Source organism: Proteus alimentorum (assembly GCF_002607735.1).
Classification (GTDB): Bacteria; Pseudomonadota; Gammaproteobacteria; order Enterobacterales; family Enterobacteriaceae; genus Proteus; species Proteus alimentorum.
On sequence record NZ_NBVR01000018.1, the window covers coordinates 205520 to 228525 of the forward strand.

The following is a 23006-nucleotide window of genomic DNA, read 5'->3' on the forward strand; positions in this document are numbered from 1 at the left end:
TAATGAAGAAAACACTTTGCTCTACAGGTTTACGCTGGCTATGGCTAGCCGTCGCCGTAGTGGTGTTGGATTTAGGAACGAAACAGTATTTCATGCAGACATTTCGTCTGTATGAATCTGTTGCCGTGATGCCTTTTTTCAACTTCACTTACGCCCATAACTATGGTGCTGCCTTTAGCTTTTTAGCAGATAAAGGAGGATGGCAACGTTGGTTTTTTGCACTGATTGCATTGGCAATCTGCATGACTTTATTAGTGATGATGTATAAAAACAAAGCGAGTGCCAAACTAAGTAACGTTGCTTATGCGCTAATTATTGGCGGAGCATTGGGTAATCTTTCTGATCGTCTGATCCATGGGTTTGTCATCGATTTTCTTGATGTTTATGTCGGAGATTGGCACTGGCCTACCTTTAATATTGCTGATATGGGGATTTGTATCGGTGCAGGGCTTATTATTATTGAGAGCTTTTTCCCTGATAAAAATGTCAGTCCTCAAGATACAAAAAAGCAAAAGTAATCAGACAAGAAGTTAACTAAAATAACCCCTGCCTTATGGCGGGGGTTACGCTTAATAGAAGGTATTAGTATGGTTATGCAGGTACTCAACGACAGCGCAGTGTTGCTGAATTTCACTTTAAAGTTAGCAGATGGCTCTGTTGCTGAATCTACACAAGCGCATGGTAAACCCGCTCTTTTTCGTTTAGGTGATGAAAGTTTATCGCCTGCCTTAGAAGCTGAATTATTGGGATTATCAACGGGAGATAAAAAAACCTTTACGCTTGCGGGTGAACATCTTTTTGGTAAATACAATCCTGACTTGATCCAATACTTTATGCCTTCTGACTTTGCAGAGTCTGGTGTGCCTGAAGCAGGTACTATCATGCTATTTACAGCAATGAATGGCAGTGAAATGCCGGGTATTGTAAGAGATGTCACTGAAGATTCTGTCACCGTTGATTTTAATCATCCGTTAGCGTCAGAAGACGTGACATTTGATATTGAAGTTGTCTGCATCAATCCTGAGGAGGAAACAACACATGCAAATACTGCTGGCTAACCCACGGGGCTTTTGTGCGGGTGTTGACCGAGCTATCAGCATTGTTGACCGCGCTCTGGAAATCTATGGCGCACCTATTTATGTTCGTCACGAGGTCGTTCATAACCGCTATGTCGTTAACGACTTACGTGAACGTGGCGCTATTTTTATTGAAGAAATTTCAGAAGTCCCCGATAACGCGATTTTAATTTTTTCTGCACATGGTGTTTCTCAAGCGATTCGCCAAGAAGCTCGCTCACGTAATTTAACAATGCTTTATGATGCAACTTGCCCATTAGTCACCAAAGTTCATATGGAAGTGGCAAGAGCGAGCCGTAAAGGCAAAGAAGCTATTTTAATCGGTCATGCAGGGCACCCTGAAGTTGAAGGCACAATGGGGCAATACAATAACCCTGAAGGGGGAATGTATTTGGTTGAGTCGCCTGCTGATGTTTGGAAATTAGAAGTGAAAGATGAAGATAATCTTTGCTTTATGACCCAAACAACGCTTTCTGTTGATGATACATCTGAAGTGATTGATGCTTTAAATGCCCGCTTCCCCAAAATTATTGGGCCTCGTAAAGATGATATCTGCTACGCAACAACCAATCGCCAAGAAGCGGCAAGAGAGCTTGCTGAAAAAGCGGATGTTGTATTTGTTGTTGGTTCTAAAAACTCATCAAACTCTAATCGCTTAGCAGAGCTTGCACAGCGTGCAGGTAAGCCTTCTTATCTGATCGATAGCTTTGAAGATATTGATGAATCATGGGTGGTTAATGCAAATATTGTTGGCGTGACAGCTGGGGCTTCAGCACCCGATATTTTGGTTCAACAAGTATTAGAACGTTTAAAGACCTTTGGTGCTGATGAGGTGATCGAATTATCAGGGCGTGAAGAAAATATTGTTTTTGAAGTGCCTAAAGAGCTTCGCCTAGATTATAAAGTTATCGAATAATCTCACTTAAATGTGATAGTGAATTTAAAAAGCAGAGTGAATAACTCTGCTTTTTTTATGTATAAAGTAAAGTTAAATGAATAATCATGCTGTTCATCTCTTTTACTGATAATGACTACGGTTTTGTATGTTTTTCTTATCTTGAACGTTAAATGCTGGCATCAAGTGGATGACATCGCTAATCTGTAAACAATAAATAGAGATAATAAGTATTGTTAAGGAGAAATTGAGTTATGTCTGCAAAAGAACTTCGTCTTGCCGTTGTTGGTGCGGGTGGTCGTATGGGGCGCCAATTGATTCAGGCAATTTCTCAACAAGAAGGAACCGTTTTAGGTGCTGCTTTTGAGCGTACTAATTCTTCATTGATTGGCGCTGATGCTGGAGAATTAGCGGGCATTGGGCATATTGGTGTCACAATTACGGATAATTTGCTGGCTCAAGCAGGTGAATTTGATGTGTTAATTGATTTTACACGCCCTGAAGGAACGCTTTCTCATATTGAATTTTGTGTCGAACAGAAAAAAGGCATGATTATTGGTACGACAGGCTTTGATGATGAAGGTAAAAAAGCAATTGAAAATGCGGCCAAAATTATCCCTATTGTGTTTGCGGCTAACTTTAGTGTTGGTGTTAACTTAGTGCTTAAATTACTTGAAAAAGCAGCTAAAGTAATGGGATCTTACAGTGATATCGAAATCGTTGAAGCGCACCATCGTCATAAAGTTGATGCGCCATCAGGCACTGCATTAGCGATGGGTGAATCTATTGCAGATGCATTAGGTCGTGATCTTAAAGAGTGTGCGGTTTATGAACGTGTAGGGCATACGGGAGAGCGTGATCCTCAAAGTATCGGTTTTGCTACGATCCGTGCGGGTGATATTGTGGGAGAACACACTGCGATCTTTGCTGATATTGGAGAGCGTGTGGAGATAAGCCATAAGGCATCTAGCCGAATGACCTTTGCAAATGGCGCTGTTAAAGCCTCTATTTGGTTAAGTGATAAAAAATCAGGTCTTTATAATATGAAAGATGTTCTTTCTTTAGAGGATTTGTAGTTTTTAATTTTTGTAATGCATTGAAAACTCATAATTATTTTTATAGTTATGAGTTTTTTATTTTGTTTGTTGTTTGTTTTTTCTTTGTTTCTTATTTTTGTTTGTTATCTCTATTTTTTATCCATTTTTATCTCTCTGGATATGAAAAATCCTCATTTTATTCCTTTCTTCTTTCTTTTTTAAGTTATCTTGGTAAGCAAACGGTTAAAATTGTAAGATTGCTTGTATAAATTGTCACTTGGCTGACTAAATTGCTAATGATTGATATTTTTTTAATTAAAAAGGTGTTTTTTCTAGACATCTGCTCGTTCGATCTTTAGAATGCGCCCAATTTGCCAAAAATTTGCCCAATTTTATGTTTTTGGCATTGATTTAGAGTCTTAAATCTGAATTAATATGCATGAAATGTGATTTATTATTCTCTGGAGGGCGTTTTGATTAGATCAGCTATACTGGTTCTAGAAGATGGAACCGAATTCCACGGCAAGTCGATTGGCGCAGAAGGCGCCGCCATCGGTGAAGTCGTTTTTAATACTTCAATGACCGGTTACCAAGAAATATTAACCGACCCTTCTTACTCCCAACAAATTGTTACTCTCACTTATCCCCACATTGGCAACACCGGCGTTAATCGTTCAGACGAAGAATCAGAAACAATCCATGCTCAAGGCTTGATTATTCGCGACTTGCCATTAGTGATGAGCAACTATCGTGCTCAAGAAACGTTATCTGATTATCTTAAACGCCATAACATTGTTGCGATTGCGGATATTGATACACGTAAGTTAACTCGCTTGTTGAGAGAAAAAGGCGCACAAAACGGTTGTATCATCGCAGGTGAACATCCTGATCCCCAACTTGCACTTGAAAAAGCCAAAATCTTTCCTGGCTTAAAGGGCATGGATTTAGCCAAAACAGTTACCATCAAACAGCCTTATCAGTGGACTCAAGGAAGTTGGACGTTAGAAAATGAATTACCAGAAGCTAAATTAGCGACTGAGTTGCCATTGCATATCGTGGCGTATGATTTCGGTGTGAAACGTAATATTTTACGTATGCTGGTGGACAGAGGATGCAAAGTCACGGTTGTACCCGCTCAAACGTCAGCTCAAGATGTTTTAGCTCTTTCTCCGGATGGTATTTTCCTTTCCAATGGCCCCGGGGATCCAGAGCCCTGTGATTACGCCATTAACGCTATTCAAACCTTTTTAACCACTGATATTCCGGTATTTGGTATTTGTTTAGGGCATCAGTTATTAGCATTAGCGAGCGGTGCAAAAACCATCAAAATGAAATTTGGTCACCACGGTGGTAATCATCCTGTTAAAGATTTAGATAAAAATACGGTGATGATCACCGCGCAAAATCATGGGTTTGCCGTTGATGAAACCTCATTACCTGCCAATTTACGTGTGACACATAAATCTCTATTTGATGGTTCTTTACAAGGTATTCATCGCACAGATAAACCTGCATTCAGTTTCCAAGGTCACCCAGAAGCGAGTCCAGGGCCTCATGATGCCGCACCTCTTTTCGATCACTTTATCGAGCTTATCGCGCAATATCGTCAAAACCTGCAATCAGTGACAACAAAATAAATCAGGAGCGAAAAAAATGGCTAAAAGAACAGATATCAAAACAATCCTGATTTTAGGTGCTGGGCCGATTGTTATCGGACAAGCGTGTGAGTTTGACTATTCAGGCGCTCAAGCATGTAAAGCCCTACGTGAAGAGGGATATCGTGTTGTTTTGGTAAATTCAAATCCTGCAACCATTATGACCGATCCTGAAATGGCCGATGCAACGTACATCGAGCCTATTCACTGGCAAGTTGTGAGAAAAATTATTGAAAAAGAGCGCCCTGATGCGGTATTACCGACAATGGGTGGTCAAACTGCATTGAATTGTGCGCTAGAGCTAGAGCGCCAAGGTGTTTTGGCTGAATTTGGCGTCACCATGATTGGTGCAACAGCCGATGCAATTGATAAAGCAGAAGATAGACAACGCTTTGATAAAGCGATGAAAAAAATCGGTTTAGATACTGCACGTTCAGGTATTGCACATAACCTTGATGAAGCGTTTGCTGTTGCTGAACAAGTGGGTTTTCCTTGTATTATTCGCCCTTCATTCACGATGGGCGGAACAGGCGGTGGTATCGCCTATAATCGTGAAGAATTTGAAGAAATCTGTATCCGTGGTTTAGATTTATCACCCACCAATGAGCTGTTAATTGATGAATCTCTAATTGGTTGGAAAGAATATGAAATGGAAGTGGTGCGTGATAAAAACGACAACTGCATTATTGTCTGCTCTATCGAAAACTTTGATGCAATGGGAATTCATACAGGCGATTCCATTACCGTCGCGCCAGCACAAACATTGACTGACAAAGAATATCAAATTATGCGTAATGCCTCGATGGCGGTATTACGTGAAATAGGTGTTGAAACGGGCGGTTCTAACGTTCAGTTTGCTGTTGATCCTAAAACAGGACGCTTGATTGTTATCGAAATGAATCCCCGGGTTTCTCGTTCATCAGCTCTTGCATCTAAAGCGACAGGCTTCCCAATTGCGAAAGTCGCTGCAAAATTAGCAGTAGGTTATACCCTCGATGAGCTGATGAATGACATTACTGGAGGGAGAACGCCAGCCTCTTTCGAACCTTCTATTGATTATGTTGTGACAAAAATTCCTCGCTTTAACTTTGAAAAATTTGCAGGAACCAATGACAGATTAACAACGCAAATGAAATCTGTCGGCGAAGTGATGGCAATTGGTAGAACACAACAAGAATCTTTGCAAAAAGCATTACGAGGCCTTGAAGTTGGGGCAACCGGTTTTGATCCTAAAGTCGATTTAGACGACCTTGAAGCATTAACAAAAATTCGCCGTGAGCTAAAAGAAGCCGGCTCAGACAGAATTTGGTATATCGCGGATGCCTTCCGAGCAGGACTATCCGTTGATGGTGTATTTAACCTCACTAATATTGACCGTTGGTTCTTAGTTCAAATCGAAGAAATTGTTCGTCTTGAAGAAAAAGTCAGTGAAGTTGGTATAAAAGGCTTAAGCGCTGATTTCTTACGTCAGTTAAAACGTAAAGGTTTTGCCGATGCGCGTTTAGCCAAAATACTTAACGTAAAAGAGCCTGTTATTCGCCAATTACGGGAGCAATATCAACTCCATCCGGTCTATAAACGAGTTGATACTTGTGCAGCAGAATTTGCTACGGATACCGCTTATATGTACTCGACTTATGAAGAAGAGTGCGAGGCAAATCCACATCAAGATAAACCTAAAGTCATGATCTTAGGCGGTGGGCCAAACCGTATAGGTCAAGGAATCGAATTTGATTATTGCTGTGTTCATGCCGCGCTTGCGTTGCGTGAAGACGGTTACGAAACCATCATGGTGAACTGTAACCCTGAAACGGTTTCAACAGATTACGATACTTCTGACAGACTCTATTTTGAACCTGTCACATTAGAAGATGTACTTGAAATTGTACGAATTGAAAAGCCGAAAGGGGTTATCGTGCAATACGGCGGACAAACTCCGCTGAAACTAGCCAGAGCGTTAGAAGCTGAAGGTGTGCCTATTATTGGCACAAGCCCTGATGCGATTGATAAAGCCGAAGATCGTGAACGTTTCCAAAAAGCGGTTGATAAATTAGGGCTTAAACAGCCTGAAAATGCCACTGTAACAGCGCTAGAAGAGGCGGTAGAAAAAGCACAATTGATTGGCTATCCGCTGGTGGTTCGTCCGTCTTATGTCCTTGGTGGACGCGCAATGGAGATTGTTTACGATGAAGTCGATTTACGTCGCTATTTCCAAACCGCAGTGAGTGTGTCAAATGATGCGCCAGTGTTGTTAGACCGTTTTCTTGATGATGCAATTGAAGTCGATATTGATGCGATTTGTGACGGTAAGCAAGTCGTGATTGGCGGCATTATGGAGCATATCGAACAAGCGGGTGTTCACTCTGGTGACTCCGCTTGCTCATTGCCTGCTTATACCCTAAGCCAAGAAATTCAAGATGTGATGCGTAAACAAGTCCGTGAGCTTGCGTTTGAATTAGGTGTAAAAGGGTTGATGAATGCACAATTTGCGGTGAAAGGTAACGATGTTTACCTTATCGAAGTCAATCCTCGTGCTGCTCGTACCGTACCTTTTGTGTCAAAAGCCACAGGTGTGCCATTAGCCAAAGTCGCTGCGCGTGTCATGATTGGTCAAAGCCTTGAAGAGCAGGGAGTTACAAAAGAAGTTATTCCACCTTATTACTCTGTAAAAGAGGTAGTTTTACCTTTCAATAAGTTTGCCGGTGTTGATCCGATTTTAGGGCCTGAAATGCGTTCAACAGGTGAAGTGATGGGCGTTGGTACAACCTTTGCTCAAGCTTTTGCTAAAGCGATGTTAGGTAGTAGTTCTACCATGAAGAAAAAAGGTAGAGCGCTTCTTTCTGTGCGTGCTGGTGATAAAAAGCGAGTTGTTGATTTAGCAACGAAATTACTAAAAAGTGGATTTGAATTAGATGCGACACATGGTACAGCCATTGTATTAGGTGAGGCAGGAATAAACCCACGCTTAGTGAATAAGGTTCATGAAGGGCGGCCACATATTGAAGATAGAATTAAAAATGGTGAATATGACTATATTGTTAATACGACTTCTGGTCGTCAAGCCATTGAAGATTCTAAAATTATTCGTCGTAGTGCATTAAGATATAAAGTCCATTATGACACGACGTTAAATGGCGGGTTTGCGACAACGCTGTCATTAACAGCGGACCCTACGGAAAGTGTTATATCAGTTCAAGAAATGCACAAAAAGATAAATAAATCTTAAGATTGTTTATTGTTGTAATAATGATCCCGAATATGAGGAGACTTGTATTCGGGATTTTTTATTTTTCTATTTGATATAAAAAAGATAGCCCCAAATAAATTTATTTGGGGCGAGTGCAAAACAAAGAGGTAGGTGCGGATCTTTTTTTTCAAGTAAGGAGTCAAGAAAATAAAATAAGTTAATTTCTTTGTTTTAGCGGATTGATTTTGTCTCCTTTTCCGAAAGGAGCCAATGAAATTGACGAAAATAACCTTATTCGGCATTAAGGTTATCAGTGTGACTGTTCTCTGTTTTACAATAATTGTAGGCGAACGATTATGTTCACTTAACATTAGTAATGGAAACACAGTCGTTCAAGCTATTTACCCGACACCAGAACAGGCGAAGTTTCTCAATGCCCAGTTCGGTGCTGTGCGTTTTGCGTACAACAAAGCGCTTCACATTAAAAAAACAGGCTTACCAGTGGCACGGAAGCTGGGAAATGCTGCACATCGTTACTCTGTGATGATGGAATTGAAGCACCAACAAAGCCAACACGGGTATCAAACGTTATTGGTCTGGATATGGGGCTGGCATATTTTGCCATCAAATCGGACGCAAGGGCATACTGGAATTACAGGCGGCGGGACTCGTCGTTTCCGCCCATGGAGGCCTACGTAAATCCGTCACAAAGATGGTTGCGGCCTAGGTCGTGGGAAGCCTCGCCAGATAGGCCGGGGAGCTGTCACAAAAACAGCTTTAAATTAATAAAGAGCCCTGATGGGCTCTTTATGATTAATCTAATGATTTTAACTAAAGCTGGCTAACTTTCGTGATATTGTTTTGTGACGCACTACCATCACCATCCCAATTAACATTTTGTTTAAATTGGTATTTTACACCTGCGATAGTAACATTGGTAATTAATGTTGCATTACCATGATGTGCACCGGTGCTACCTGAGGCCCAACAATCTTCTTTCATTGCCATAGAGGGGCCATTGGACGGAAAACGCTGGTTAGTTACTTGTGAAGTATAGGTATTTTCATCATTATAACTTACTGAGTCCCGCGATGAATCTCCTTGTATATCAACGAGATCGTGTGAGATTATTACGGGTTCAAGGAACTCATTTGAGTTATTACCTAATGTAAACATCGGTCTTGCTATTACATGCGTCGTATCATCGAGTTGAGTTAACCTACATGATGTTCTTGGTATACTGGCATCACGAGTGGTAATAAATGAAATGGAACCATTTAACTCTAAATCCATATACTGAGGATTAATCGGTTTTATATCTAATGGGTAATAAACGGCATATTGTCTACCAGTATTTGTCGCCGGATCATGATCGAAAAGATCAAATACAATAACTTTTATTTTAAGCTGAGTACTCTTAAATAAACGCTTATCAATCTTAAAAGTGGTTGTAAATGGGCCACCACTAAGAAGTTGAGATTGGTCATAGCCAAATATTTGGCTAGTTTTTTGATTACCATCCCAGAGTTCAAGATTAACCGCATAACTACTTACTGATGTATTAGGTGGGGTCCAAGAAAAAGTTAATGAGTCATTTTCATAAACAGGGGTCCAACTTATTGAAGTATTTGTGTTCGGTTTGGTTTGTTCATTTTTATTATTATCAATTCTTCGTGTAACAGAATTAATCGAGATATTAGGTACTTTCCTGATATCTACAGAATAAGAACCTTTAGATTGATAAAAGTAGTCATTTTCTTTTGAAGTTAAAATAATATCTGTTTTACCCGGAGTCACTTTAACAATAGTGCCATTTTCTCTTATTGCTACAATATTAGGATCTTTTGCTGACCAGATACCTTGAGCTTCTTTAGGTAATGGGATGGTAGGCTGTTGCACATCAATATTAGTATCTGTTTCAGATAAAATGATGCTACTTTTTGCAAAAGTGATTTGGAGTGTTCCTTTATCTTGCTCGTAATCCACTGTTACAGCATCTGCTAGAAATTGATCAGTCGCATCACTTTTGATGCGTATTTTCGTTTTGCCTGGCTTCACTTCGGTAATTGTTCCTAACGTATCAACAATAGCTATACGTTGATCATCACTGACATAATGCAAAGGAATATTTTTTACGTCTGTATTGCTAAAAGTGGCGTTAACGTTATGCGTTACTCCGTCATTCCATACGGATTTAATGGTACCCGATGACGCTAATTGTAAAAGAGGCGCCGCTTTTTCAATAACTAAAGGATAACTACTTTGAGCTGGTTGATATTGATCATTACCTGATGTTTGTAATGTGATAATGGTAGTGCCTGCTTTTTTCATTGAAATTTTGCCACTACTCGTGTCAATAGAGGCAATAGCAGGATCGGAACTAGACCACATCACGTTAATATTATTAGGTAATCCAGTGTAACCTAATGCATTGATAGGTGCTGAGGCGTAGATTTCTTGCTGGATTTGTTTGTCAAAAATAATATCTGGTTTCGGGATTGTGACTTTGATAGTTAATGGTTTTGCAATGGTTAATCCGTCCGCTTCTGCCGTTAAGGTAATATCTGTTTTGACATTTGAAGTAACATTGGTTTGATATCTACCATTTCCTAATAAATTTAGTGGATTATTACTAAAATGAGGTTTGCCACTGGTTGTATTAATCGAAACTGTTTTACCATTAATAGCATTACTGTATTTATCCATTAAATTTACAGTGAGTAGGGCACTATCTTTATCATCACCACCGATAGATTGGCGATTAGTACTAAAGGTTGATTTATCCACATCAATATCTGCTGGATTGACAGTGACATCTTGAATCGGCTTATGATTATTTAAATCAAGATAAGCACTCATCTTCAATATGCCCGCAACATGACTGGTGACTTTGGTTCTTGCAATACCGTTAACATCTGTATAAGTACTAAAGTCATAATCATCAGCTAAACCTTGTAACTTCCATGACACAATAACGTTAGGTAATATATTGTCATTAGCATCCACAATGATTGCTTGATAATTGACGCCTTTATCGCCAGCAATCATGGTTGTTTTATCGACATCGACAGATTTTACTTGCCAAGTTGTTGCATCCGCATGAAGTTGTAAGGTTTTTTGTTTTTTGAAATCAATACTATTAACTTTAACACTTAATTGTGCCGTACCTGATTTAGTCCCCGTTACTTCAATCTCATAATGACCCGGAGAGACTTGTTTGGCAGGGCTAAACTGAATCGTTGGGGTATTAGAAATACCTTCAACTTGCTGATCTGGCAGAATATTACCGCCTTTATCTTTAATCGTTAACGTGAGTAATGCTTTATCTGTGCCATTGGCGATGATTGTTGCGGGTATTAAGTTGATTTCTGAACTGTTTTCATCAACATCATCTGCCACAAAATTAACATCGGGAGCAGGATAACTTCCTGAAATTAATACGGCATTAACTTTAGCAATACCTGCAGGATTACGTGTTAATTCAACGTCAGCAATACCTTTACTGTCTGTAAATGTCAGCGGTTTAGCCAGTAAGCTATCTTTATCGGTTGTCCATGTCACACTTACGCCACTATTAACAGGATTATTATTTTTATCACTAATATAAGCATGATAAGTGATGGTATCGCCTGCATGAGGTTGTGTGTTACTTATCTCAAATTTATCAGCTTTGGCTGTTTGACTGTTAGGTAGAACTGTTAATAGCGCGGTTTGTGTGAGTGTTACTGAATCTACTTTTGCGCTGATTGTTGTTTTACCTGCTTTTAATGCACTAACTTGAGCTTGATAAACCCCAGTTGAGATTTCATTAAATGCCGTTGTGGTTGCAGTTAAATCCGTACTGTAGTTAACGCTGATTTTGCTCTTTAATCCTGTTAGTAAATTATCGTATTTATCTTTTAACGTTAACGTGATTTGAGATCGATCCGTTTCAGAAATAAGAGTGTCAGGGGTAAGTGATAATTGAGATTTATCAGCCGAAATTTCATCAGTATTAAACTGAATCAGATGGTCTGCATCAAGTGTTTGTTGGCTATCTAGCATGGCGGTCACTTGTGCGATACCTGCTTGCGTACTACTTAGGGTAATTTCTGCAACCCCATTTTTATCCGTTTTACTGATAGGTAATGAAAGCTTGCCTAAAGAGGTTAACCAACCCACAGCAATGCCTTCCATACTCGGGTTACCTTGTTTATCAACGATTTTTGCGCGTATCACAACATGATCTGTACCATTTGCTGTGACCTCAAAGGGCGCAATAACATTAACCGCATTAATCATGGCATTTTGCTTATCAGCGATAAAACCAAGAGGTTGAGTTAAATTAAAGGTATTACTTGCATTAGTATAATGGGCACTAATAAGACTAATACCTTCTTGTTTACCGCTGATAGTAGTTTGATAAACACCCGCATTAATTTCTTTAATGGCACTGAATTTAAGGGTGCCGTTATCACCCGAGAACGTAATAAATTTTTCTTGTTTAGGAACAGGGTTACCAAATTTATCCTTTAAGGTTATTGCGCCGGTGGAAAGTGATTGACCATTGGCAATAATAGATTGTGGTTCAATCGAAAATGAACTTTGTGATGCATTGGCTTGACCAGCAATAAAGCGAAGGTCTTGTGTGGCATTTTGGTTATTTTCCAATGTTGCTGTGACGGTAGTTGATAAGGCCTCAGTACCTTTTATCTCAATTTTGGCATCACCGTTGTCATCCGTTTTCACCATATTGGTACTTAACCTATTATGGGTTGAATACCAAAATACAGATTGTTTGATTAATGGATTATTTTCGGCATCTGTGACATGAGCCACCAAGATAATTGTGTCGTTATTATCTGCAATCGCTTCTGTTTTATTATTGACAGTCGTTAAGACAATATTGGCACTATTTGGATCGGCAATAGCGGTGAGTGTGACTTGCGCTTTTTCTTTATTTGACAGCGTGGCAATAACCTCTGTCGTACCTGCCTTTTTGGTTCTAATTTGATTGGTTGTTTGCCCTTGATTATCGGTCACACTCTTTTGTTTATCGAGTGTGGTTGAGGCACTAGATTGCCACTCAACAGTAACATTAGGTAATTTATTACCAAATTTATCTTTTACCACGGCGGTGAGTATCGCTTGTTCTTTATTGTCCGCGATCAGTTCGGTTTTATTGGTGGTTAAGGTAATTAAACCTTGTTGGTTATTCGCAATAAAAGTAATAGGTAATGCATCGAGTGATTCATTACTGATACTGGCTGTGACAATAACATCAAAGGCTTGAGTACTGGTCAGCGTCGTTTGAGCAATACCTTGGTTATTTGTGGTTGAAACTTCATGAATAGAAACAATCTGTTGGTCACGATTCGTAGACCAAATGACCTTCGCATTCGGTAAGATGTTGTGATTTTTATCTTCAACGACGGCGGTAAACGTTACTGTTGTTTTGCCATCAGCAATATAAGGTGGTGCCGATGGTGTTACTGAAATGATCTTACCATTCGATAAATCAGCAATAAATTGCGTTGTTTTTTTCGTGGTTACCTTATTAACCAGCGCAGCAACTGTTACAGTACCTGATATATTGCTGGTCATGGTTGTTGATGCATTACCTTGATTATCCGTTAATAATTCTGTTTCTTTAAGTAGCGCTTGATTATCTGCAGATAATTGAATTTTGGTATTGGGAACTGGATTATTGTTTTTATCAATGATATTGAAAGAAATTAATTTTTCATCCGTTCCATTGGCAAATGAACTATTAGGATTAATAGTGAAAGTATTTATTTTTGCTGAGTTAATATCGGCAATAAAATCAACACGAGTCGAATAGGTAATATTTTTAACACTCACATTAATGATGCTTTTACCAATATGTGTATTGGTGATTGGAACAATGATTTTACCTTCAGCATCTGTATTTGCTTGCCCAATAATCGTTGCACCATTATCCGCAGTAAAAGAGACAGGATAGTTAGGAATTCTATTGGCATTAATGTCAGTTACGATAACTTGAATTTTATTTTGGCTTTTACCATCAGCAGGTGCGTGGTTTTTAATCACGGTTAATCCACCTTTAGCAATAATGGCGGAATGTGTATCAGCAACAAAAGTTACTTGTGCCTGATTAAACGTGTTATCTCTAAATTTTGGCGTTAATGTCACAATTTCAGGCGTACTTCCTGCTGTGATGGTGACTTGATATTTCCCCTCATCAATTCTACTGAATTGTGAAACTCGGCTATTGCCGACTGGATCATCAGACTGAATATTTAATGAAAGTTCTTTTAAATTGATATCAATGGGCAGCTTATCATTATCAAGGATTGATAATGTCAGATTTTGTGCAGAATGATTGTCGGCAGGTAGTTGTGCTACTTTCGGCGTAAATTGGCTATTTTGCGTATTAATCGCGGATTGATCAACAGTGACTTTACTCTGTACTGGCTCAGAACGATTACCTTGTTCGTCAATAGCAACGGCGCTTATTGTGTAGCTGTTTTTTTCAGATGAACCAGTAATATGACGAGGAAGAATGATTGAGTAACTAAGATTATTATTATGATTAATCTTACCGCCATTGGCGATTAAGCGACTCGCAGACCATTCAATTTGTTTAACGGGATATTTAGAGTGAACTTGCACACCTAAATCTTTTTCTTCTTTTGCGTAGCCATTAATTGTCGGCGTAATAGAAAGAAATACTAAGGTTTTCTTTTTATACTCAAGAACAATATCGTTGTTTCTATTTACAAAATCATAGCGATTTCCAGACATTAAGCGTGTTGCTCGAACATTATCGGGATTAAGTTGTGAAGAGAGCGATTCTCCAATTCGATATTGAATATTCATATCAAATTTATTATCACTATTATCATTTAAACCAAAGCGACGTTCAGCGCCGAAGGTAATTAAAGGTACTGGCGTATAAGTGAGTCCAGTTGTATAAGCGTGAGGATTTTCTTGGCGATGATCTTTGCCAAATAAGCCAACTTCTTTGCCGTAATATTGTTCAAAAATAAGTTTTGCACCTAATTGTGGATAAGCTGGCAGGTAGCCTTCTGTACGAATATCCCAACCATTAGCAGGACGTTCGTTATAATCGATAACATCATCAGAGGTTCGCCAGTTAGATAGACGGTGATAGTGATTTGCACTTAACTTAAAATAGTCTCGCCATATTTCAGCACCCACACCAAAACGACTGTGGTATCGACTTAAATCGTAGTCATAAAATGCATTAAGACCCACCATAAACTTATCAGCAAAATGTCGGTAACCAATGCCTTGGTTTAATTGGCTGCGAGAATCTTTACGGTGATAACTGGTTTGAGAAAAAAACAAGTTCTTTTCGCTATCATAGAGAGGAATAAGAAGATCTGCAGAGCTTCCTTCCAAAGTGAATTTTTTATCTGTTGAAAGTGAGACTCGAGCATGACCAAACTGATTTAACCATTGTTCTATTTGTTGATTGGCTTTGCTTGAAATTTGGCGTATTGCGTATTGCGTTGCATCAGTATCTTTATTTAATAAAGATGAATTATCGATAATAATTTGAGCCAGTTCTTGCTCGTTAGTTGAAGGGAGCGGAATATCTTGATTGTTATTATTTAACCATTTTTTTGTCAATAAAGTCTCATCGGGTATATTAAGTGTCATGCCCGCCTTTATTTTTAATTTACCAACTAAAGAGACATGATCGGGATTAGCTTCAATAAGTTTAAATAATTTTATATTAAATTGTTTAGCGATAGAGTCAGGAGTATCACCTATTTTAACTTGATAGCTTTTCTGTTTTTTTAATAAATTAATGGTTTGTTTTTCTTGGTTATTTCCATTAGCAAATACATTGGCTGGAAGGGTTGCTGAGATAGGAAAAGCCAGTTGAATAAAGATATTAAACCATGCAACTTTCTTTGTAATAGAAGAGAGTTGAGGTGTTAGTCCACTTTTAAATTTTGTCATTATTAAACTCACCGTAACAAATAATCATAAGATTTTCGTATTTATATGAGTTTTCGATATCAAAAAGAGAACATAAATATATTAATGTAAGGTGATTGAAAAAATGACCTACCATTTTATAAAATAAAATGATTTTAAGTGTTATTTTTATAAATAAAAAAGCCAATATATTTATGTATATTGGCTCTTAGGATAAATAGGAAGAAATTAGATATCGACAAAAATATCAGGATCAGGGCCTAAACGTTTTTTCTGTTCAAGACGGATAATTTCAGCCAATTCTTCTTTTTCTAATTTAAAATCAAAAATATGGAAGTTCTCTTCAATACGAGAAGGTGTAACTGATTTTGGAATAACAACAAGTCCACTATCTAAATGCCAGCGTAAAACAATTTGTGCTGGGGTTTTATGATATTTTTCAGCCAGTTTTTGAATAATAGGCTGATCAAAGACACCTTCACCACCTTGTGCTAATGGGCTCCAAGATTCGGTCACAATATTATGTGTTGTGTTCCATGCTCTTAACGGTGCTTGTTGCATTAACGGGTGAATTTCAATCTGATTAATAACAGGAGCTACACCTGTTTCAGTAATAATGCGTTCCAAATGTTCTTCTTTAAAATTACAGACACCGATGCTTTTTACTAACCCTTCTTTTTGCAAAATAATCATTTGCTTCCAAGCTTCAACATAAAGCTCTCGTGAAGGTACAGGCCAATGCATTAAATAGAGATCAATATAATCAAGTTGCAAACGCTGGAGACTTTCTAATACGGCACCACGGGCGTGAGTTTGATCGTTATTCCATAATTTTGTTGTGATAAAAAGTTCATCACGAGGAACCGTGATCTGTTTTAACGCTTTACCCACACCTTCTTCATTGTGATAAATCGCGGCCGTATCAAAAAGGCGATAGCCAGTATCAAGTGCGTGATGAATAGCGTTAACAACTTGATGATTATCTGCTTGCCAAACACCAAGACCAAGTTGTGGGATGGTATTTCCATCAGATAATTTGATCAGTTTAGGTTTATCCATTTCTATCTCCAGAGTCGCATAAAGTTCTTAGAGTGCCGCTGTATAAATACGTTGACTGACTTCTAATGTGATATCTTGATGCTCACCCAGTGCAATTTGTCCATGCTCTTCCAACTTTCGCACTAATGCAGGAATATCTTCTTCACTGATTTTGAAATCAGTCAGTCGAGTTCTAAGTCCCATTAATTCAAAGAATTTTCGAGTTTCATTAATCGCCGTTTCAATTTTAAAAGCGTCAGAACCTTGGTTTATACCCCAAACTTTTTGTGCATATTGAATTAACTTGCCGTACTTAGCCTGACGTTTTTCATTTAATAATGCAGGCAATACGATGGCGAGGGTTTGCGCATGATCAAGTCCGTGTAAAGCCGTGAGTTCGTGACCTAATGCATGTGTAGCCCAATCTTGAGGAACACCAACACCAAGGATACCATTGAGCGCTTGTGATGCTGTCCACATTATATTAGCACGGATATCATAGTCTGTAGGTGATGTCAGCGCTTTTGGTCCTTGATCAATCAAAATACGTAAAAGGCCTTCTGCATACTCATCTTGTACACGAGCATTCACTGGATAAGTGAGATATTGCTCTAATATATGGATAAAAGCATCAACAACACCGTTGGCTGTTTGTCTTGGTGGTAAAGAATAGGTCGTTGTTGGATCTAAAATAGCGCAATGAGGATAAACATGAGGGCTGGCAAAGCTTTGCTTATCCATGGTCTGTTTTCTGCTGATAACAGAAAAACTGTTTGTTTCTGTTCCCGTTGCTGGAAGTGTTAATACACAGCTTAAAGGTATCGCTTTTTCGACTACTTTACCGTGACTTGTTACGATTTCCCAAGGTTCACCTTTATAGGGTATAGCGGCTGCAATAAATTTTGTGCCATCAATAACGGAACCACCGCCAACGGCTAATAAATGTGTGATACCGTGATATCTTGCATAAGAAACGGCTTTCATGAGTGTTTCATAAGATGGATTAGGTTCAATGCCACTAAATTCATGAATTTGATAACCTGGAAGTGCGGTATAAATCTGGTCTAATACGCCATTACGCTTAATACTACCGCCACCGTAAGTAAGTAGAATTCTTTCATTTTTTCCAATTTCAGAACGAAGTTTATCTATTTGACCTTGACCAAAATGAAGGCGAGTTGGCGAATAATAAGTAAAGTTTTGCATTTTGTTTCCACCTTAATTCGATGTTCTGAAGTATGACAATTAATCAGGGAAAAGTTTTCCACTGTATCTAGATTAGATAGTCTGACGTCACTATAACTGTAAGGTTGTAGAAATGAGAGCAGAATGTTTTTTTCATTACCACAACAAGACATATTGTAGACAATTTATAAGGAGTGATATGGAAAATCATTATTTAACATTAAACCAAGCGCATTGGGATAAGCAAGCCGCGATGGAAAATCAGTGGTCTAAGCCTGTGAGCGACGAAGAAATTATCGCTGCAAAGCAAGGTGATTGGAAAGTACATTTAACACCTAGCCCCGTTAAGAGCGAATGGTTAGCGGATATTAAAGGTAAAAAAATACTCTGTTTAGCGTCTGCTGGTGGGCAACAAGCACCGATTTTGGCGGCTGCGGGGGGGATTGTGACGGTGTTTGATTTATCAGAAGGTCAATTGGATAAAGATAGCCAATTGGCACAAAAACATCAGTTAGATTTGGTAACCGCACAAGGTGATATGGCTGATTTAACCGTATTTGCTGATGAGAGTTTTGACATTATTTTTCACCCAATTTCAAACTTATATGTATCGAATGTAAATCCTGTTTGGCAAGAGTGCTACCGTGTTTTGAAAAAAGGTGGTGTGCTAATGGCGAGCTTTTATAATCCTGTTGTATTTGTTGATGATAGAGATCCGCAATTGCGTTCACAGGGATTAATGAGACCAACTTATCGCTTGCCTTATAGCGATCAACGTTCATTACCTTCAGATATTCTGCAAGAAAAAGTTGCAAGAGGTGATGGATTAGTCTTTGGTCACTCTTTGACTGATCTTATTGGTGGACAGTTAACGGCGGGTTTTTTATTGCAAGATTTTGTTGAAGATTTTGCTCCTCATGCTCGTTTTCTTGTTGATAGTTATATTCCAACGTTTCTTGCTTCAAAAGCCATCAAGCTTTAAAGAAAAAGAGAGTAGGAAGAATATGATTGTGATGAATATAAATGGATCTTTAGTTAGATATGAATCGGTGTGGAGATAAGACAATGAACAACTGAACTTTTGGAGTATTAGAGGATTAAAAAACGCCATTATGATGATTAAAATAATGGCGTTTTTTTGGTTACTTGTTACTGGTATTATTTTTACGATGACGAATATACATCACAATCGAGCCAATTAAGCCCGCGCTTAAGAGCAATACCGGTAATGTCATCAAGATATTCATGACAAGTGTTTCATGTTTTTGTACAAATGGAATAAGGTTTAGCACATAGCCTAAAGAAACAATAATACCTACCCACAAGAAGCCACTTAACCAGTTAAATATTTGAAAGCGACGTTGTTTTAATTCAGATAAACCTGCCAAGGTCGGTAATAATGTACGCACAAACCCAATAAAACGACCCAGTAATAGCGCATATAAACCTTGGCGATGGAAGAGATCATTTGCCTTATGATGATATTGCTCTGGTAATTGAGCCATCCAACGTTTAACCACTTTTGTATCACTTAGCCAGCGGCCCTGCAAAAATCCGAGCCAACTCCCAATACTCGCGGCAGCGCCTAATACAATGATCGTCGGGAAAAAGTGTAAAACACCTTTTGCAATTAAGGCACCGCAAAGAATAAGCAGTGTATCTCCTGGTAAAAATGCGGCGGGTAATACCCCGTTTTCCAGCATAATAATAACAAAAAGAACAATATAGATAACCCACAGCACATTTGGATTAGCTAACACCATATAATCGTGTTGCATTAGTGCGTGAATTATCTCTTTTAATGTACCCATTAGCGAACTCGCATTAAAAAAGGACTTTATATTCGCTATTCTAACGCAAAATAAAGAGAACAGTTTGATTTAATCCCTGTGGAACCACAGGGATAGATTTTTTTTAATAAAAAATTCATTCTTTATTAAGGAATACGTAAAAAGGCCTGCTCGAGATCTTCAATAAGGTCATCTACATTTTCTAATCCAACATGAATGCGAAATAGTGTTCCTGTAAATATCGGCTGAGTTTCATATTGGCGCATCGCTTTAATATCATTGGGTTGATAACCTAAAATTAAAGATTCAAATCCTCCCCATGAAAACGCCATCTTAAATAATGAAAAGTTATCTAAGAAATGTGCAAATTCTTCAGGTGTTAAGATTTTCTTTAAACTAAAAGAGAATAATCCGTTGCTACCTGAAAAATCGCGTTGAAAATATTCATGCCCAAGACAAGAAGCTAATGCAGGGTGGAAAACATGTTCAACTAAAGGATGCTGTTTTAACCAGCGAGCGACTTCTAATGCACTTTGTTCGTGTTGTTTCATTCTGACAGGTAATGTTCTTAATCCTCTTGCTGTTATATAAGCAGTATCAGGATCAACACATTGGCCTAATAAATAGGTATTTTCTCGTAACTGATCCCAACAACGTTCATTAGCCACAGCAAAACCTAACATGCCATCAGAGTGACCATTAATATATTTTGTGGCAGATTGGATTGAAATATCGACACCCAATGTCAGTGGTTTAAGCAGTAATCCTGCCGCCCAAGTGTTATCAATCATAATAATGATTTCAGGGTTATATTGGCGAACGGAATTGACTATCCCTTGCAGATCTTGAATTTCCATCGTGATTGATCCTGGCGATTCAAGAAAAACAATTTTTGTTTCAGGACGTAGTAATTGGTTGATCTCTTTGCCGATTAAAGGATCAAAATAAGTCGTTGTGACTGAGAATTTACGTAAGATCTGATCACAAAAATTTTGAGTTGGATCGTAGGCTGAGCCTGTAACAAGAATATGAGCACCTTGCTCAATAAATGCGAGTATAGATTGCGTAATAGCCGCCGCACCTGAAGGGAATAGTGCGCAGCCTGCGCCTTGTTCTAATTCAGTTAAGGCTTCTTGTAAGGCAAAATGCGTGGTTGTACCTCGACGACCATAAAAAAGTGTACCTTCTGCCCGTTTTTTCGTTGCTTCACGTTTTTGTGCAACGGAATCAAAAATAACAGATGATGTCCGTTGTATAATAGGGTTTACTGCGCCTTGAGAATATTTTTTAGCTCGACCAGAAAGGAGGAGTGCGGTTTCTTGTTTTTTTAGCGTCATCCTTAATACCTTCTTTTAATTGATGGTGTGTTTACCTCAAGTTAATTCATTTTTTGGATAAGTACAAAAGGCTTGCAGGGTAGTTGATAAAATTTCACGTTACATGAAAGAACGATAATTTGTCTTAAAAATGGACAAATGAAAAAAAAATAGCCAAATAGTAATGATAATTACTATCAAAATGCTTCATGTTTGATATCATTTGAGCGTTTTCTCTTTCCTGATGGCAAACAGGATGATGGTAAGCGAACGATTTTGGGTAAGTAGTGACGTAAAGATGTCATTGCTGAATAAATAAATAGATAAAAAAGAGAGTAAAAGGCCAACTGATGCGTAATTTGACAGCTTCTATTCTATTGGCAATCGGTCTGACAGGCTCTGCTTTTGCGGATACAACTCCTGCCACACCAACTGAACAGCCAACTACTGCTGCCGTTTCTTCAACAGCTTCTACACCGGGAACTGCTACACCGACAACTGCGACTACGACCTCTGCAACGGGTAATGAAGTGAAAGCAGTTGGTACTGAAACCACTAAGCCTGAAGGTGAAAATACACCTATCACAACGGCTGAAAATTCAGAAAATGTCCCTTCAGTGACAGAAAACACACCATCAGAAGTACAACCTGAAATGGTTGCTGGTGGTGGATTCGCTGAAGATTTATCAGTAATGGGCATGTACCGTAATGCCGATTTAGTTGTTAAAAGCGTAATGATAGGCTTACTGCTAGCTTCTATTGTGACGTGGGCACTATTTTTTGCGAAAGGAAGTTACTTATTAGCTCTGCGACGTCGTTTAAGAAATGAAACCGCTCAGTTAGTTGAAGCTAAATCACTCAACGATGCATTAGCGATTAGCAAAAAATTTGGCAATAAGAGCGCAACTGCTGACTTCTTTAATGATGCAGAATTAGAGCGTACTTACTCTCAAGAAAGTAAAGTAGCATCAGGCATTAAAGAGCGTATTGAAATGCGAATGGAACGTCGCGTTGCCGCAATTATCCGTGAATTAGGTCGTGGTAATGGTTACTTAGCCACAATTGGTGCAATTTCTCCTTTTATCGGCCTTTTCGGTACGGTTTGGGGGATCATGAATAGCTTTATTGGTATTGCACATTCTCAAACGACCAATCTTGCTGTTGTTGCACCGGGTATCGCAGAAGCGCTATTAGCAACCGCGATTGGTCTAATTGCGGCAATTCCAGCGGTTATTATCTATAACATTTTTGCTCGTATGATCGCGGGTTATCGTGGTGAAATTGGTGATATTGCAACAGGTGTGGTGACATTAGTCAGCCGTGATTTAGATATCGAAAACAGCAAAGCAAGGTAATGAATTATGGCAATGCGTCTTGGTGATGATTCAGGTGATGATAATGAATTGCATGATATCAATGTGACGCCTTTTATTGATGTCATGTTGGTTCTACTCATTATCTTTATGGTGGCGGCACCTTTAGCTACTGTTGATATAAAAGTAAATTTACCCGCTTCAAGTGCTAAACCACAGCCTCGCCCTGAAAAACCGGTTTATTTGACGATTAAGTCGGATAAACAAATTTTCATTGGTGAAGAGATGGTCACACATGAAACGATGGCGAGTGTGTTAGATACCATGACACAAGCCAACAAAGAGACAACAATCTTTTTCCAAGCGGATAAAACGGTTGATTATGAAACGTTAATGTCCGCAATGGATTCGTTAAGAAAAGCGGGTTATCTCAAAGTTGGACTCGTGGGAATGGAAACCGTCTCTACGGGTGGTTAAATTTTAGTAAATAAGCTATTTATCTAAGTATTATTACGCTATTTTAAAAGCACTTTATTTGTCGTTGTGAAATGATGAATAAAGTGCTTTTTTATTGTATGGAAG

At 38.7% G+C, this 23006-nt stretch carries 15 protein-coding genes and 1 pseudogene; 11 read left to right on the forward strand and 5 right to left on the reverse strand.

Going from position 1 to position 23006, the window contains the following annotated elements; genetic code table 11:
* Positions 1-2: 2 nt before the first annotated feature.
* The 8 genes and pseudogenes from lspA (at position 3) to B6258_RS18250 (ending at position 8549) form a co-directional block, all read left to right on the forward strand.
* The gene (lspA, locus tag B6258_RS03860) at positions 3-518 is read left to right on the forward strand and encodes a signal peptidase II (RefSeq protein WP_099074156.1); all 516 of its coding nucleotides are present in this window, start codon (positions 3-5) and stop codon (positions 516-518) included.
* A 69-nt stretch (positions 519-587) separates the two neighbouring features.
* Positions 588-1058 (forward strand): FKBP-type peptidyl-prolyl cis-trans isomerase, encoded by a 471-nt coding sequence (gene fkpB, locus B6258_RS03865; protein WP_099074157.1) that lies wholly within the window; start codon positions 588-590, stop codon positions 1056-1058.
* Positions 1039-1992, forward strand: a complete 954-nt coding sequence (ispH, locus tag B6258_RS03870; protein ID WP_099074158.1) for a 4-hydroxy-3-methylbut-2-enyl diphosphate reductase — start codon at positions 1039-1041, stop codon at positions 1990-1992. Before fkpB ends, ispH begins: the two co-directional genes overlap by 20 nt.
* Before the next feature lie 233 nt (positions 1993-2225).
* On the forward strand, positions 2226-3047 hold the full coding sequence (dapB, locus tag B6258_RS03875; RefSeq protein ID WP_099074159.1) for a 4-hydroxy-tetrahydrodipicolinate reductase: 822 nt from the start codon (positions 2226-2228) through the stop codon (positions 3045-3047).
* A 434-nt stretch (positions 3048-3481) separates the two neighbouring features.
* On the forward strand, positions 3482-4645 hold the full coding sequence (gene carA / locus B6258_RS03880; RefSeq protein WP_099074160.1) for a glutamine-hydrolyzing carbamoyl-phosphate synthase small subunit: 1164 nt from the start codon (positions 3482-3484) through the stop codon (positions 4643-4645).
* Between the two features lie 16 nt (positions 4646-4661).
* Complete coding sequence (gene carB, locus B6258_RS03885) at positions 4662-7889, forward strand: carbamoyl-phosphate synthase large subunit (RefSeq protein WP_099074161.1); 3228 nt, start codon at positions 4662-4664, stop codon at positions 7887-7889.
* 360 nt (positions 7890-8249) lie between these two features.
* A pseudogene (locus B6258_RS18245) lies at positions 8250-8361 on the forward strand (helix-turn-helix domain-containing protein); the annotation flags it as partial.
* Complete coding sequence (locus B6258_RS18250; protein WP_164996129.1) at positions 8352-8549, forward strand: hypothetical protein; 198 nt, start codon at positions 8352-8354, stop codon at positions 8547-8549. The pseudogene B6258_RS18245 and the gene B6258_RS18250, both read left to right, overlap by 10 nt.
* A 132-nt stretch (positions 8550-8681) precedes the next feature.
* On the opposite strand, the gene B6258_RS03895 is transcribed toward B6258_RS18250, so the two are convergent.
* The 3 genes from B6258_RS03895 to B6258_RS03905 all read right to left on the reverse strand — a co-directional run bounded on the left by B6258_RS03895 (position 8682) and on the right by B6258_RS03905 (position 18026).
* Positions 8682-15803 (reverse strand): Ig-like domain-containing protein, encoded by a 7122-nt coding sequence (locus B6258_RS03895; RefSeq protein ID WP_099074162.1) that lies wholly within the window; start codon positions 15801-15803, stop codon positions 8682-8684.
* Positions 15804-16010: 207 nt separating this feature from the next.
* Positions 16011-16841 (reverse strand): 2,5-didehydrogluconate reductase DkgA, encoded by an 831-nt coding sequence (gene dkgA / locus B6258_RS03900; protein WP_099074163.1) that lies wholly within the window; start codon positions 16839-16841, stop codon positions 16011-16013.
* A 27-nt stretch (positions 16842-16868) separates the two neighbouring features.
* Positions 16869-18026 (reverse strand): iron-containing alcohol dehydrogenase, encoded by a 1158-nt coding sequence (locus B6258_RS03905; protein ID WP_099074164.1) that lies wholly within the window; start codon positions 18024-18026, stop codon positions 16869-16871.
* Between the two features lie 178 nt (positions 18027-18204).
* Between B6258_RS03905 and B6258_RS03910 the strand changes: the two genes are divergently transcribed.
* Positions 18205-18987 (forward strand): class I SAM-dependent methyltransferase, encoded by a 783-nt coding sequence (locus tag B6258_RS03910; RefSeq protein WP_099074165.1) that lies wholly within the window; start codon positions 18205-18207, stop codon positions 18985-18987.
* A gap of 160 nt (positions 18988-19147) precedes the next feature.
* On the opposite strand, the gene B6258_RS03915 is transcribed toward B6258_RS03910, so the two are convergent.
* Positions 19148-19816: a DedA family protein gene (locus tag B6258_RS03915; protein ID WP_099074166.1), complete on the reverse strand. Its 669-nt coding sequence runs from the start codon at positions 19814-19816 to the stop codon at positions 19148-19150.
* A gap of 125 nt (positions 19817-19941) precedes the next feature.
* Positions 19942-21132: a cystathionine beta-lyase gene (metC, locus tag B6258_RS03920; RefSeq protein ID WP_099074167.1), complete on the reverse strand. Its 1191-nt coding sequence runs from the start codon at positions 21130-21132 to the stop codon at positions 19942-19944.
* A 329-nt stretch (positions 21133-21461) separates the two neighbouring features.
* On the opposite strand from metC, the gene exbB reads away from it, so the two are divergent.
* Positions 21462-22466 (forward strand): tonB-system energizer ExbB, encoded by a 1005-nt coding sequence (exbB, locus tag B6258_RS03925; protein ID WP_099074168.1) that lies wholly within the window; start codon positions 21462-21464, stop codon positions 22464-22466.
* Positions 22467-22472: 6 nt separating this feature from the next.
* Entirely contained in the window at positions 22473-22901 is a 429-nt protein-coding gene (gene exbD / locus B6258_RS03930) for a TonB system transport protein ExbD (protein WP_099074169.1), read from the forward strand.
* Positions 22902-23006 lie beyond the last annotated feature (105 nt).